The following is a 14,700-nucleotide window of genomic DNA, read 5'->3' as shown; positions in this document are numbered from 1 at the left end:
GGGTTCACTTCTGGTGGACGTAGGTGCCGGGTGCCGGCGCGAGCGGTTGCAGGCCCGGCCCGCCGAGGGCAGCTGGTGCGTCGATCTCGGGCCCGCTGCGTTCGGCGAGCCATGCGACGTAGTTGGGCCACCAGGAGTCTTTGGCCTTGTCGGCGGATTCGAGCCATTCCTCGGGAGCCTTGTCATCGACCGCGGCGATGCGGAAGGACGCACGAGCATTGCCGGGCGGGTTGACGAGCGAGGCGATATGTCCGCTCGACGAGAGGACGAAACGGTTGTCCTTACCGCCGAGCAACTGTGCACTGCGATACGTCGACTGCCACGGGCAGATGTGGTCGGCGATGCCGCCGATGACGTAGGAATCCGCCGTGATCTTCGACAGGTCGACGGGCGTGCCGAGCATGCTCACCGCACCGGGCGTCGTCAGGGCATTGTTCAGACCCATGAGGACGAGGTCCTTGTGCAACGCCGCCGCCATGCGAGTGGTGTCGGCGTTCCAGAACAGGACGTCGAACGCTGCGGGCGAGCGGCCCTGGACGTAGTTGTTCACCCAGTAGCGCCACACCAGGTCCGTCGGTCGCAGCCAGGCGAAGACCTCCGCCATCGCACGGCCATCGAGGTAACCCTTGGATGCCGAAGCCTTGATTGCTGCCTCGGCGGCGCGCTCACTCATTGCGGCAGAAGCGAATCCGGCCTTGTTCTGGTCGAGGACCGTGACCGCGAGGGTGAGGCCGGCGATCCGGTCGCCCTCGCCGATCTCGGAGAGGTGCGCTGCGACCATCGACGCGAGGATTCCCCCAGAGCAGGTTGCGAGCAGGTGCGTGCTGTTGGACTCGGTGATCGTCCGGACCGCATCCATCGCCTCGATGATCGCGGCGCCGTAGGTGTCGAAGCCCCAATCACGGTGCCGCTTGGCCGGATTGCGCCACGAGATCGCGAACACCTGCTGGCCTTGCTGCAGGAAGTACTCGATCATGCTGCGGCCCGGCGCGATGTCCATGATGTAGAACTTGTTGATCACCGGCGGAACCATGAGCAGCGGAACGGTCCGGACCTTCGGCGTCTGCGGCGCGTAGTGGATCAGCTCGAACACGCGGTTCTGGAACACGACCGCGCCCTTGGTCGTCGCGACCGTCTCACCCACGGTGAACGCGTCCGGCTCGACCATTGCGGGCACTCTCGGCTTCGACGCCATGTCGCGAACGAAGGCCTTGAACCCGCGCACCGCGCTCTGTCCACCGGTGTCGATCAACGCCTTCCAGCCGAGCGGGCTGATGAGCGGGCTGTTCGTCGGTGCAAGGCCTTCGATGATGTTGTCGAGAACGAAGCGCATCTTCTCGGCGTCACGCCAGTCGAGGTTGGCGTCGGCGAAGAGCTTGTCGGCCGTCTCCGCAGCGGACAGGTACGCCTGCATTGTTCGCTTCAGTAGCGGGTTGCCCGACCAAGCCGGATCGCCAAATCGCTTGTCGCCCTTGGCAGGTGCGCGGTCGGAGTTGCCGGCGACGATGGTGCTGAGTTCGCGGACCAGGCTGCCTCCGCGATCCGCGAGGGTGCCGGGCTGTTTGGCCAGGTTGACGCCGAATCGCGTCCACGCATGGTTTGGGAGCATTCGGCCGACGAACGGTCGGGTGGTGCTGGTGAGCAGGAGGTCCAGTGGGGCTGCAAAGTCTTCGGGGTTCTTGAGTGCGTTTGTCATGGTCATTTGCTTTCGATCGTGGGGACGGTGATGTCGCGGCGCAGGATCTTGCCGGTGGGCCCCTTGGGCAGGCTGTCGACGATCCAGATGTGGCGCGGGTACTTGTAGGCCGCAACGCGCGCCTTGACGTAGTCGCGCAACTCGTCGATATCGATTGTGGCGCCGCCTTTTTCGACGACTGCTGCGCCGATCTCCTCGCCGAGCGAATCGTGCGGGAGTCCGATGACGGCGGCTTCGGCGACGCCTGGGTGCTCGTAGAGCGTTTCTTCGATCTCGCGGGGGTAGACGTTGAACCCGCCGCGAATGATCAAGTCCTTCTTGCGGTCGACGATGTAGAAGTACCCGTCTTCATCGACCTTTCCGACGTCGCCACTGGCGAACCATCCCTCGGCGCCGATCGCCGCCGCGGTGGCTTCCGGCAGATTCCAATAACCCTTCATGACGTTGTGTCCCCGGATCTGGATCTCGCCGGGCTCACCCTGGGCCACTTCCTTGCCGGCCAGGTCGACAACCCGCATCTCGACGCCCTCGATGGGCGTACCGATCGACCCCGCCTTGCGCTCACGATCCGGGTGGTTGAACGATGCGACCGGCGACGTTTCCGAGAGTCCGTAGCCTTCGAGAATGATTGCACCAAAGGCCTTTTCGAAGTCGGTCAGTACCTGGACGGGTAACGAAGCGCCGCCCGAGACGCAGACGCGCAGCGACTCCGTTGCCGCCGCGTCTACCCCAGTGCCCAGTAGCGCCGAGTACATCGTCGGGACGCCGAGGAAGACGGTCACGCCGTCGCGCTCGATGATCTCGATCGCCTTCCGCGGGTCGAACCGCGGGAGCAACGTGAGCGTCGCGCCGACGGCGACCGAGGTGTTCAGGCCGCAGGTCATGCCAAATACGTGGAAGAGCGGCAGGCAACCCATCACGACGTCGTCGGGTCCGACCTCGATGAGGGTCCGGGCGCAGACCTCCTGGTTGCGGCCAAGTCCGCCGTGCGTGAGCTCGGCGCCTTTCGGCCTGCCCGTCGTCCCCGATGTGTGGAGGACGACCGCGGTATCCGTGTCCGCGCGCTCGACCGGGGTTGCCTGTTCGGGCAGGTCCGCGATCAATGCAGCCAGGCTGGCGTCGTCGACGGACCAGTGCACGGCTCCGGTATTTTCGGTTGCTATGGCAGCTTCGGCGGCGAAGGCTGGAGTAGCAAACAGTGCCTTGGCGCCCGTGTTGGCGAGGTAGAACTCGATCTCGCGGGCCTTCAACAGCGGGTTCATCGGGACCGCGATCGCACCCCGCCGGAGGATCCCGTAGAACGCAACGGCGAAGGCGGGTGTGTTCGGCAACATCACGCCGACCCGATCGCCAGGTTCGACACCCTCGCGCTCGAGCATGGTTGCGACCCGCGCAGCAGCAGCATCGAACTGCGGGAACGACAGGCTCAGTCCGTCGCACTTGAGTGCGATCCGTTCGGGGTAATTGCGTGCTGAGGCAACAAGATTCAGACTCAGATTCGACAACTTCGACCTCCATTGATTTCGGCTTTTCGCTTACTTCAATGGTGATCTCGGCGGCCCGAGAGGTCGATGGTGGCGGGAACAACATGACCACCCTCTCGATGTGAGCGCTCACATCGGGGTCCCCCATCGCATCAATGTCACACCGATTGCGTCAGATCGATTGGATGTGACATTCATGCGGATACGGCGCGGCGAGATGACGCGACGGCGCCATCGCGCACTGCATCAATGGCCCACCGCCTCAGTCAGAGTGAGGCAATGGCCCATTGACACACCGCCAACACGGCCGAGACGGGCGAGACGGCCGGACCATCGCATCAATGTCACACCGATTGCGTCAGATCGATTGGGTGTGACATTCATGCGGACGCGGGCGGCGGGGTCGGCACTAAAGCGCAGGCCTATCGTGTCGGTATGGGTGGACCGCCCCAGAAAGAAATCATCGAACTCAGCAATGCGATGCTCGCGCGCGCGGACGAGCTAGGTTCGGCGTTGGCCGATCAAATCTGCCGCGACCTCGATTTCTATCGCTCCAATTCGGTTGTCACGAAGGAGCAAGTCGCCGCGACCTGCGCCGCGAACATGACCTACGTCTTCCGTTCGCTGGCGGGTGAGGGTGAGATCGATGTGACGCCTGCGGAGGACACCGGGGTGCAGCGCGCGGCTGCCGGCATTCCCTTGGCTGCCGTCATGGCGGCGTATCGCGTCGGCTTTCGGTTCATGTGGGAGAAGACGATCGAGGAGGCGCGGCGGCGCGGCATCAAGGCCGAAGTGATTCTGGACGCCACGTCGAACATCCTCGTCGCTCAGGACATGTTCACCCAAGCGATGACGAGCGCATATCGCAAGCAGCTCACGGCCAAGATGCTCGGACGCGAAGAGGAGCGGTCCGCGCTGGTCGAGGCGTTGCTGTTCCATCAGATCACCGACACACAGAGCCTGTGGGAAGCCGCGGACCTCTTGCGGCTACCGTCCAAGGGTCCGTATGTGGTTGTTGCAGCAGAGGTTCCGGGTGTCGGCAGGCTGGGACTGCCGGAAATCGCGAGCAGACTCGATGGCCGCGACATCCGGTCGGCGTGGCGCTTGTTGCCGGACCTGCAGGTCGGGATCGTGTTCCTCCGTCGCCCCGACATACTTCAGGCGTTGATCGACACTCTCGAGACGGTCGCCACCACCCACGTCGGTATCAGCCCACCGTTCGACGACCTCGCCGACACGAGCGACGCGCTTCGATTCGCGCGGTTGGCGATCAACCGCAACAGCGAACGCCTCGTCGCCGTGTTCGACGAGTCGCCCTTGGCCCTCGCCGCCGTCAGCGCACCGGAGACGATGGCGCGAATCGGAAAGAACGTCCTTGGGCAGCTCGACGAGCTACCGCCCGAGGAGCGCCGCATTCTGGTCGACACTTTTGCAGCCTGGGTCGAGGCCGGTGGGTCCGCGAACGACACCGCCGCGAAGGTGTTCTGCCATCCCAATACGGTCCGGCACCGGTTGCACCGCATCGAGGAGAAGACGGGCCGATCGTTGACGCGGCCGAAAGATATTGCCGAGCTGTGCCTGGCTTTCGAAATCGATAGGCGCGCAACGCGACAACCCTCGTGAGTCTTTTAGGAGTCTATAGACTCCTAAAAGACTCACGAGCGTATGGCGAGTTCGGCCGAGATCGCGTCGAAGGCGCTGATGGTCGAGAACAACATCTGCGCATCCTGGGGAAGCGGCCAGCTCGACAACTTTGCGGCGACGACGCCTGCCGCGCGGTTGACGTAGATCATCTGACCGTGAATCCCCAAGCACAGCAACACATTGCTGCCCGAGTACGGGAACCAGCACTGGTTGCGGTACATGCCGCCAGGCATTCGGTTGTCGCCGGGACTGTTGGCGAACGCTTCGCGGGAATCGATGCCACCGGCGAAGGTGTCGGCGATCCAGGCCGCCGGCACCACTTGCTCACCGGTCAGCGACACACCTTCGCGCAGAAACAGCGATCCGAAGCGAATCATGTCGAGCAGCCGCGCGTTTATGCCGCCGTCGAACATCCCGGTTCCCATGGAGTCGATGCCGATCGTGGCGTCTCCACGTGCGCCGATCTTTCCCCATACCAACTGGGACATCAGCTCGGGCATGCGGATACCACTGGCGGCCTCGCAGATCCAGCCGAGTACGTCTGTTTCGCACGAACGGTATTCGAACGGTCCTCCGTGAATCGACTTCTGGCGCAACGAGACCAGGAAGTCGTACATCGTTCCCGGCACCTCCGGACTGGTTCGTGGCGCCCAGCCGATCGCCTGTTCGAGGAGTCGCACCTCCGCTGCCGGGTCGAGGTAGTTCTCGGAAAAGGCGATGCCCGAACGCATGTCGAGCAAGTTGCGAATGGTCGCACCCGCGTAGCCGGAATTCGCAAGCACCGGAACATAGGCCGTCAACGGCGCATCGACATCCAACACTCCGGACCCGTTCAATGCGCCGACGACGGTCGCGACCAACGACTTGCTCACCGACATCAGCAGATGCGAAGTCTCGGGCACCATTCCGCCGAAATACTCCTCGACGAGAATCGTGTCCCCCCGTACGACGGCCCACCCATCGGTGGCGGTCGTTCCCATCACGGCACCGACCGTGGTGGGAACACCGTCCGGACGCATCATCGCAAGCTCGGACAGCGGCGCCGGCGCCGACCGCAATTTTGCGATCGGGCCGACCCCACGCGAAATGACGGCTATCGGGAGGAAGTCCGCGACATGTTGGAACGTCCAATGCAACTGCGATGACGACTGCCAGTTGTCGAGGGTCACGCCGGACGGGACGCGACCCGGATCACCGCCGATCACCGGATCTCCTGTTTTTGTGGTCGTAGCTCGCTTCTTTCGAGCCGATCGCCCCATCATAAGGACTTGAAGCCGACCGCCCGCTTTGCCGTTGCGGGCTCGGCCAGCGGCCGACCCGAGTAGTTGGCACGCACCGAATCGATGAAGTGGCGAGCGCGGATCGTCAGAGCGGACCGACCGTCTGGCGAGTCGACCTGCAACCGACCCTTGGTCACGAGAACACCGAGGTCTGCGCCCTTCCAACGGTAGTCACGCGGACCGTAGATCCGGAGGAAGAAGGCCTCGCCCTCGTTCTGCAACTGATGCCAGTCCAGCGCGGCACGCCGGAACACGAGCGCTCCGTCTGCGTCGAGGGAGTAGGTTCCGGTCTGCGGAGTCCACTCCAGCTGTTCGACGACGTTCGACGTCTCCTTGATGATCATCTGGCTCCACACGTCTGCCGACGCGAGTTCTTCCCAGCGGTCGTTGATCTCGTCGACGTCGAGCTCGAAGTCGACGTCCATGTACTCCAACAGGTGGAACAGGAACAACGGCACGTCGGCGTACGCACCTGCGGTCACGTTCGTGATCGCCGATGCGCCGCTGATGCGGGGATTGAGTTCACCCAGGTAGACCTCGTCGCTATCGGTGTCGACGAGAACGTCGACCTCGAAGAAGCCGCGGTAGCCCTCGTCGCTCAACCGGTCGCCGAGCCGTCGAACGAGTTCGTTCGCCTTCGAGCGGCGCTCCGGCGTCAGGACGGTCGGGTGCATCTCGTTGCCGCACCAACCACCGCGGTACGGGGTCAGCTTGGAGTAGCCGGTCAGCTCCGTCATGAACGGTCCGACGACGGTGCCGCAGCGGGTCAGCACTGCCTCGACGGCGACGGGCTGGTTGTTGATCCGACGCATCACCTTGATGTCCTGGCCGACGATGTCTGCGCTGTGTTTCTTCCAGTCGGCTTCCGACGCGATGAAGAACGTCGTCTTGCCCGAGTCGCCGTACGGCGTCTGGACTACGAGTTCGTCACCGAGACCAGCCTCCTGCGCCGCAGCGACGAGTCCGTCCCAATCCTCCACGCGGGTAAGCACGTTCGGGACGCTGGGCACGCCGGCCTCGTTGCCGAGTTTCGTCGTGACGATCTTCGAGTCGAGGTGCTCGCGCAACGCTGCCGACGGCAGGATCAGGTCGTAGCCGAGCTCGGCGCAGATGCCTTCGGTCTCCTCGTCGAAGAACACCATGGCGATCTTCGGACGCACGCCCGGCGGGATCATCCGAGCCATGTGCGCACGGACCTCAGGGTTCGTCAGCAGCCAGTTGTTGATCTCTTCGCCGCTCTCGAACTCCTGGTACGGCTTGTACCGTGGGGTGAACACGTTGGGGTGGGCGCCATCCCAGCCGTCGTAGTAAGTGATGTAGGAGAAGTTGCGGACCCAACGGTCCAGGCCGAGCAGGTTGAACGGCGTGGCGCCGAAGAAGAACACCGGCACGTCGTTGGTGCGGAAGAAGTGGCGCACCTCGGAAACATTGCGCAATGCGCGCTTCTTGGTTGCAGTGGACGGAGTCGACGCGAAAGCCGCGTCCGTGCCGACGCTGACCTCACGAGGGTCGAGACCCTCGACGAGTGGCGCGCTGATGACCTTCTCGGCAGCCAACTTGGCAGCCACAGATGGCACGGACCTTCCCGTACGCTTCCGCGGCGTGGCGGCTGAGCGACGAGTGGCTTCTGTCATGGCGTTTCTCCTGGTTCTTGTGCGTGATCTGTTATAAGTCTGCTGATATAAATCACTTGATACATCTGCCGAAATGGCGCATCCGAGATCGAGCGTTCGACAAAACGGCGCTGGCACGAGGTGGCCGTTCGGCAAAGACTCAGGGCAAGAGAAATCCACCAGATTGGAGCCTTACCGATGGCCGACTTCGCCTATCGACTCGCACAGAAGCGCAACATCGTCACCGCATTGCCGGGTCCGCGGTCGTCCGCACTCGCGACCCGTCGCTCGAGCGCAGTAGCGGCCGGCGTCGGATCATCGGTGCCCGTCTACGCCGAGGATGCGGACGGCGGCGTGATCGTCGACGTCGACGGCAACTCGCTCATCGACCTCGGTGCCGGAATCGCAGTCACGAGCGTCGGCGCGTCGCACGCGGCAGTCACCGCGGCAGTAGCCGAGCAGGCTCGTCATTTCACCCACACATGCTTCATGGTCACGCCATACGAGGGCTACGTGGCTGTTGCCGAGGAACTGAACAAGCTCACCCCCGGTGATCACGAAAAGCGCACTGTCCTATTCAATTCCGGCGCCGAAGCAGTCGAGAACGCAATCAAGGTCGCCCGTCTGGCGACGGGCAAGATGGCCGTCGTCGCGTTCGACCACGCCTATCACGGTCGCACCAACCTGACGATGGCATTGACCGCCAAGACGATGCCGTACAAGACCAACTTCGGACCGTTCGCACCCGAGATCTACCGGATGCCGACGTCCTACCCATACCGCGACGCCGCCGGCCTCACCGGTGAACAGGCTGCACTGCAGACGATCTCGCAGATCGAGAAGCAGATCGGTGCCGATTCGCTCGCCGCGATGATCATCGAGCCGATCCAGGGCGAGGGCGGTTTCGTCGTGCCCGCACCCGGATTCCTTCCGACACTCGTGAATTGGGCCAAGGCCAACAACGTCGTCTTCATCGCCGACGAGGTACAGACCGGATTCGCCCGCACCGGCGCCTGGTTCGCCAGCGAGGACGAAGGCATCGTTCCCGACATCATCACGATGGCCAAGGGCATCGCAGGTGGCATGCCGCTCGCGGCGATCACCGGTCGCGCGGACCTGCTCGACGCGGTCCACGCAGGCGGACTCGGCGGCACCTACGGCGGCAACCCGGTCGCGTGCGCCGCTGCGATCGCGACGCTCGATGTCATGCGCGAGCTGGACCTTCCCGGTCGGGCCCGCGAGATCGAAGGTCTTGCGAAGCCCGTTCTGCAGGCACTCGCAGGCGAGGTCGACGTGATCGGCGACGTGCGCGGTCGTGGCGCGATGCTCGCGATCGAAATCGTCAAGCCCGGCACCACCGAGCCAGATCCCGCTCTCACCAAAGCCATTGCAGCCGAAGCCCTTTCGCAGGGCGTTGTCATTCTGACGTGCGGTACCTACGGCAACGTCATCCGCCTCCTGCCGCCGCTCGTCATCAGCGACGAGTTGCTCGACGAGGCCTTGACGGTCCTCGCCGAAGCCATCCGCTCCGCCGCACGCGCCTGATTCGATCTAGGAGACACCCACCATGCACGACGAAATTGCCGGCCTGCTCTCCGGTCTGCCGACCAACCTGTGGATCGGCGGCAAGCAAATGCCTGCCGCCTCAGGGAAGACGTTCCCGGTGTACAACCCGGCGACCGGCGAGGTGCTGATCGAGGTTGCCGATGCAGGCGCCATCGAAGGTGCCCGCACGCTCGACGCGGCAGCGGAAGCACAGGCGTCGTGGGCGGCAATGCCGGCACGCGACCGAGCCGAAATATTGCGTCGTGCATGGGGATTGGTGAACGCTCGGCGAGACGACTTCGCCCTGCTCATGACCCTGGAGATGGGCAAACCACTCGTCGAGGCATACGGCGAGGTGACGTACGGCGGCGAGTTCCTGCGCTGGTTCTCCGAAGAAGCGGTCCGTATCAACGGGCGCTACACACCGTCGCCCTCGGGCAACGGCCGAATCCTCGTCACCAAGCAACCCGTCGGTCCGACGTTGGCGATCACCCCATGGAACTTCCCGCTCGCCATGGGTACGCGCAAGATCGCACCCGCCCTCGCCGCGGGCTGCACGATGATCGTGAAGCCCGCCGCCGAAACACCGTTGACGATGCTGCTGCTCGGTCAGGTATTCGCCGACGCAGGACTGCCGTCCGGCGTCCTCTCGATCCTCCCGACGTCGGATGCCGCGACACTCACCGATCCGTTGTTCGCCGACAGCCGCCTACGCAAGGTCACCTTCACCGGCTCGACCGGAGTAGGCAAAAGGCTTCTCGCACAATCGGCTTCACGGGTTCTGCGGACGTCGATGGAGCTGGGCGGAAACGCACCGTTCGTCGTCTTCGCGGACGCGGATCTCGAAGCCGCGGTCGACGGCGCAATGGCCGCCAAGGTGCGCAACACCGGCGAGGCCTGCACCGCAGCCAACCGCATGCACGTCGACAATTCGGTGCGCGCCGAGTTCACCGCAAAGCTGACAGCCCGCATGGCGGCACTCCGCGTTGGGCCGGGCCACGCCAGCGGAACCCAGGTAGGGCCCCTGATCACCGAGAAACAACGCGGCAGTGTCGACGCGATCGTTCGTGACGCCGTCGCCAAGGGTGCGGTCGTGACGACCGGTGGCACGGTGCCTGCCGGGGCCGGCTATTTCTACCCGCCGACCGTTCTTGCCGACGTACCCGCCGACGCACGCATCCTCCGCGAGGAAGTGTTCGGTCCCGTCGCTGCCATCACCGGATTCGACGGTGAAGCCGAAGGGGTCGCCGCTGCCAACGACACCGAATACGGTTTGGCTGCGTACATTTACACCGAAGATCTGAATCGCGCGTTCCGCGTGGCAGAGGCGCTCGAATCAGGCATGGTCGGCATCAATCGCGGCATCATCTCCGACGTCGCCGCACCGTTCGGCGGCGTCAAGGAATCCGGAATCGGACGCGAAAGCGGGGCCGAAGGCATCGAGGAATACCTCGAGGTCAAATACATCGCCCTGCCCTGACCGCTTCACCCAGAAATCGATTACGAAGGAACGATTGTGACCAGCTTTGCCGTCCGCGAAACAAGTGTGTGGTTCGAGACCGACGCCACCGGCACCCGCGCATTCACCGCGTGGTCGGGGATGCCGATGTTGCTCGCGGACGTATGCATGATGTTCGAGAGCTTCGGCTTGCGGATGGCCGCGCATCGCGAGATCGAATCAGGTACGCACAGTTTCGAGTTCGGCGTCCTGCCGCATTCCGAGGCTGTGCTGACCTTGATCGCCGATGCCTGCGTCGCTCATGCGACCGGGCAATGGCGGATCGATCGGTACGCCCGGTTGGTCGCAACCGCCGGAATCCCTTGGCGTGAAGTCGTTCTCCTCCGCGCGGCGTGCCGCTTCCTCCGGCAGACGAAACTCGGCCTGTCCGAGGACTACATCGTCGATGCGCTGGTGAAGCATCCCGATTTCGCGTCGGCAATCGTCACACTGTTCAAGGCCCGCCTCGACCCGAACGGCGGCTACGACGTCGCAGCGGCCGAAGGCGCGGTTGCCGCGCTGGTCGAGAACGCAAGCACGCTCGACGAAGACCGGATCCGTCGCGCATTGCAATCGTTCGTCCTTGCGGTGTTGCGCACCAACTGGTTTCAAGTCGATGCAGCCAGCCAGCCGAAGCCGTACGCGTCGTTCAAGATCGATTCGTCGCGATTGTCGGTGCGCAATTCGGTCGTGCCGTTCCGCGAAATCTTCGTCCACTCCGACGACGTCGAGGGTGTCCATCTTCGTAGCGGCGCCGTCGCACGCGGCGGATTGCGCTGGTCGGACCGGACCGAAGACTTCCGCACCGAGGTGCTCGGCCTGATGAAGACGCAGTCGGTCAAGAATGCCCCGATCGTCCCGATGGGTGCCAAGGGTGCGTTCGTGATCAGGAATTCGAAAACCTCAGCCGCCGAGGGTTACACCACCTTCATCAAGGGTCTGCTCGACGTCACCGACAATATCGTCGACGGTGTGGTAGTTCATCCGGCGCAGACCGTCTGCCTCGACGGCGACGACACGTACCTCGTCGTCGCTGCCGACAAGGGCACAGCGAAATTCTCGGATCTCGCCAATTCCATTGCAGCCCAGTACGATTTCTGGCTGGGTGACGCGTTCGCTTCCGGCGGTTCCGCCGGCTACGACCACAAGGCAATGGGCATCACGGCGCGTGGCGCGTGGCTGTCGGTCCGACGCCATTTCGCCGAGTCCGGCCTCGACGTCGACACCGAGGCATTTTCGGTCGTCGGTATCGGCGACATGTCCGGTGACGTGTTCGGCAACGGAATGCTGCTCTCACGCCAGATCCATTTGGTCGGAGCATTCGACCATCGACACATCTTCCTCGATCCCGCCCCGGACGCCGAGGTGTCGTTCGTCGAACGGCAGCGGTTGTACGCGCTGCCGGGATCGTCGTGGAACGACTACGCCCGCGAGAAGATCTCCGCAGGCGGCGGCGTGTGGCCACGCTCGGCCAAGTCGATTCCGCTTTCGCCGCAGGTCCGTGCACGTCTTGCGATCGACGCAACCGAGTGCACGCCGGATGCGCTCGTCGCGGCACTGCTTCGCGCACCCGTCGACTTGTTGTGGAACGGCGGGATCGGGACCTACGTGCGGTCCGACGCCGAATCCGACGTCGACGCGCAGGACCCCGCAAACGATCGAGTTCGTGTCGCCGCATCCGAATTGCGTTGCCGCGTCATCGGAGAGGGCGGAAACCTCGGTCTCACCCAGCAGGCTCGCATCGAGTTCGCACTCCGCGGCGGTCGCATCAATGCCGATTTCATCGACAACGCGGCGGGAGTCGCCACATCCGATCTGGAGGTCAACCTCAAGATCGCGCTGGACGCGGGAGTTCGGTCCGGCGCGTTGACGTCGTTGCGGCGCAACGCCTTACTGACCGAGGTCGCAGACAACGTTGCCGATCGGGTACTGCGCGACAGCGCGAATCAGATCCTGGCGATCAGCCTCGCGGCGTCGCAAGCAGGCTATCTGCTCGAACGCCATGCCCGACTGATCGGGAACCTCGAAGCCGAGGGCGGCATCGATCCGGCGCTCGAAGGATTGCCGTCGCCTGCTGAGCTGAAGACGCGCACCTCAGGTTTGACGCGGCCCGAGATCGCCATACTGCTTGCTCAGTCCAAGAACTTGGTCTGCCAGGAATTGCTCGACTCGACCGTGCCTGACGACGAACTGTTCGCCAGCAGGCTCACCGCGTACTTCCCGGAGGCAGTCGCCGCAGAGGCGGGCGAATTGATTGCGGCACATCCACTTCGACGAGAGATCATCGCGACCGGTGTTGCCGACGAGCTGATCAACCGCGTCGGTCCGGGGACTATCTTCCGAATGCAAGAGCGGCTCGGCGTCAGCACAGCCGACGTCGCCCGCGCATACGCGATCGTCCACGGCATCCTCGACCTCGACGCCGTCTGGACGGATTGCCTGGCGCAGCGACTGGAAGAGACCCAACGCGTTCAGGCGCTGCTGGAGATTCGCGAACTTGTCGAACACCTGACGTCATGGCTGCTCCGCAACCGTCGCGACAAGACCAGCCCGACGACCGAACTCGACCGCTTCGCCGGCTCGGTCCGTCGGCTGATGGAGTTGGCGCGGTCCTGAACTGCGCAGTTCCAGCCAGAACACCCCGACAACACCAACCATGCCGAATACGATTCCCAGCGGAATCGCAGCGACAAGAACGTACAGCTCCACGGCAGCCTTCCTCCTATCCGGTCGCCGACAGGCCTGCCCGCTCGGTGACCTCCAGGATGAATTCGCTTAGCTCAGAGAGAGACTGACGCGCTTCTGGAACGAACAGCTCCGCCGCCTGGAACACGTGGACCTGTCCGGCCCAAGTCTTGAGTTCGACTGGGACACCGGCCACCCGAAGGCGCTCGGTCATGAGCTCGGCGTCGTGGAGCAGCCCCTCAGATGCGGAAGCGTGGATCAGCGTCGGGGGCATTCTCGTAAGGTCTTCGGCGGTGGGTTCGATGAGCGGACCGGGAACGCCATCGACGAGGACGCGTGCGTTGGCCTTCGTAACCAGCTGGTGCAATGCCGTGAAGCACCGCCTTGTGAATACCGCGTCGCTGCGAGAGTTCCGATGGGCCAGCTTCGGCGCAGAGTCGAGCTCGGTCAGGGGCGACATGGCCACGATTCCAGCCGGCGGCGCATGGCCTTCGCTGATCATGGTGAGCGCAACCATGAACGAGAGATATCCGCCTGCCGAGTCACCCGCGACGACAATCTGGTCGGGGCGATAGCCGCGCGCGAGGAGCCACCGGTACCCGTCGACGCTGTCCTGTACTGCGGCGGACATCGGTGACTTCGGGGCCATTCGATAGTCGACGCTCAGCACCGGTGCATCAGCCTGCCGTGACAGCGTGCTGACGATCCGCGCATGCGTGTTCAACCCGCACGCGATGAACGCGCCGCCGTGCAGATAGAGAATCGCGCGCCCCGAGCCGTCCGCGGGCGCGACGCCTACTGCCCGTACGAGTTCGGCACCACAGTTGTTGAGCCGCAACGGTTCCCGCACCGTCCCCCGTGGCGGAACCATGACGAAACGGGCGAGCGAATCGACGACGCCGGTCGGCAAGGGCAAGTGCAGCAGGTAGGTACCCAGGTGCAGTACCGGCCTGATCGTGTATCGCAACGCCGCCGCCAACCATCGCGCCTGCCAGCTGACCGAGTTCGTCTTATCCGTGAGCCGCCGCATCAGATGTACCAGTGCGCAACCCGCAGCCACCCGAATACGCGGCCGGTAAGGCGGTTGTGAGCCAGCTCCATTCGATCGAGGCGCGATTCGAAACCGAGATGAAGCGCGTCGACCTTTCGCCACAGATTGGCGATCGGAGCGGGCAATCGCTCGAACTGAGCTGTCACTTGCTGCCGGAAATAGGGTTGTGGCACTTCGGTTCTCCTTTGAACGGTAAGTGAGACG

General features: G+C 63.9%; 10 protein-coding genes. 4 read left to right on the top strand and 6 right to left on the bottom strand.

From position 1 onward, the window contains the following. Positions 1-4: 4 nt before the first annotated feature. Both FGL95_RS11005 and FGL95_RS11000 read right to left on the bottom strand, forming a co-directional pair. Positions 5-1,702 carry a PHA/PHB synthase family protein gene (locus tag FGL95_RS11005; RefSeq protein ID WP_169586523.1) on the bottom strand — a complete coding sequence of 566 codons (1,698 nt, stop codon included), beginning with the start codon at positions 1,700-1,702 and terminating at the stop codon, positions 5-7. Next, positions 1,699-3,201, bottom strand: a complete 1,503-nt coding sequence (locus FGL95_RS11000; RefSeq protein WP_169586521.1) for a long-chain-fatty-acid--CoA ligase — start codon at positions 3,199-3,201, stop codon at positions 1,699-1,701. Before FGL95_RS11000 ends, FGL95_RS11005 begins: the two co-directional genes overlap by 4 nt. Positions 3,202-3,615: 414 nt before the next feature. Here FGL95_RS11000 and FGL95_RS10995 point away from each other — a divergent pair, with 414 nt between their 5' ends. Then, complete coding sequence (locus tag FGL95_RS10995; RefSeq protein WP_169586519.1) at positions 3,616-4,803, top strand: PucR family transcriptional regulator; 1,188 nt, start codon at positions 3,616-3,618, stop codon at positions 4,801-4,803. A gap of 32 nt (positions 4,804-4,835) precedes the next feature. Here the strand turns inward: FGL95_RS10995 and FGL95_RS10990 are convergent, their stop codons facing one another. After that, positions 4,836-6,029, bottom strand: coding sequence for a serine hydrolase domain-containing protein (locus FGL95_RS10990; protein ID WP_338079812.1), 1,194 nt, complete (start codon positions 6,027-6,029; stop codon positions 4,836-4,838). Positions 6,030-6,082: 53 nt separating this feature from the next. After that, on the bottom strand, positions 6,083-7,672 hold the full coding sequence (locus FGL95_RS10985) for a biotin carboxylase (protein WP_338079811.1): 1,590 nt from the start codon (positions 7,670-7,672) through the stop codon (positions 6,083-6,085). Between the two features lie 243 nt (positions 7,673-7,915). On the opposite strand from FGL95_RS10985, the gene gabT reads away from it, so the two are divergent. From gabT to FGL95_RS10970, 3 genes are read left to right on the top strand one after another with little or no spacing between them, the layout of a single operon-like run. Further along, a complete protein-coding gene (gabT, locus tag FGL95_RS10980) occupies positions 7,916-9,262 on the top strand; it encodes a 4-aminobutyrate--2-oxoglutarate transaminase (RefSeq protein ID WP_169586515.1) in 1,347 nt (448 codons plus the stop codon). A gap of 22 nt (positions 9,263-9,284) precedes the next feature. Next, positions 9,285-10,742, top strand: coding sequence for an NAD-dependent succinate-semialdehyde dehydrogenase (locus tag FGL95_RS10975; protein WP_169586513.1), 1,458 nt, complete (start codon positions 9,285-9,287; stop codon positions 10,740-10,742). A 36-nt stretch (positions 10,743-10,778) separates the two neighbouring features. Further along, the gene (locus tag FGL95_RS10970) at positions 10,779-13,376 is read left to right on the top strand and encodes an NAD-glutamate dehydrogenase domain-containing protein (RefSeq protein WP_338079810.1); all 2,598 of its coding nucleotides are present in this window, start codon (positions 10,779-10,781) and stop codon (positions 13,374-13,376) included. 106 nt (positions 13,377-13,482) lie between these two features. Here the strand turns inward: FGL95_RS10970 and FGL95_RS10965 are convergent, their stop codons facing one another. Beyond that, on the bottom strand, positions 13,483-14,475 hold the full coding sequence (locus FGL95_RS10965) for an alpha/beta hydrolase (RefSeq protein ID WP_169586510.1): 993 nt from the start codon (positions 14,473-14,475) through the stop codon (positions 13,483-13,485). Next, positions 14,475-14,669 (bottom strand): hypothetical protein, encoded by a 195-nt coding sequence (locus FGL95_RS10960; RefSeq protein WP_169586508.1) that lies wholly within the window; start codon positions 14,667-14,669, stop codon positions 14,475-14,477. Before FGL95_RS10960 ends, FGL95_RS10965 begins: the two co-directional genes overlap by 1 nt. Positions 14,670-14,700: the final 31 nt, after the last annotated feature.

The sequence above is a fragment of the Antrihabitans stalactiti genome (genome assembly GCF_012932915.1).
Classification (GTDB): domain Bacteria; phylum Actinomycetota; class Actinomycetes; order Mycobacteriales; family Mycobacteriaceae; genus Antrihabitans; species Antrihabitans stalactiti.
This window is presented reverse-complemented; position numbering and strand designations above follow the sequence as displayed.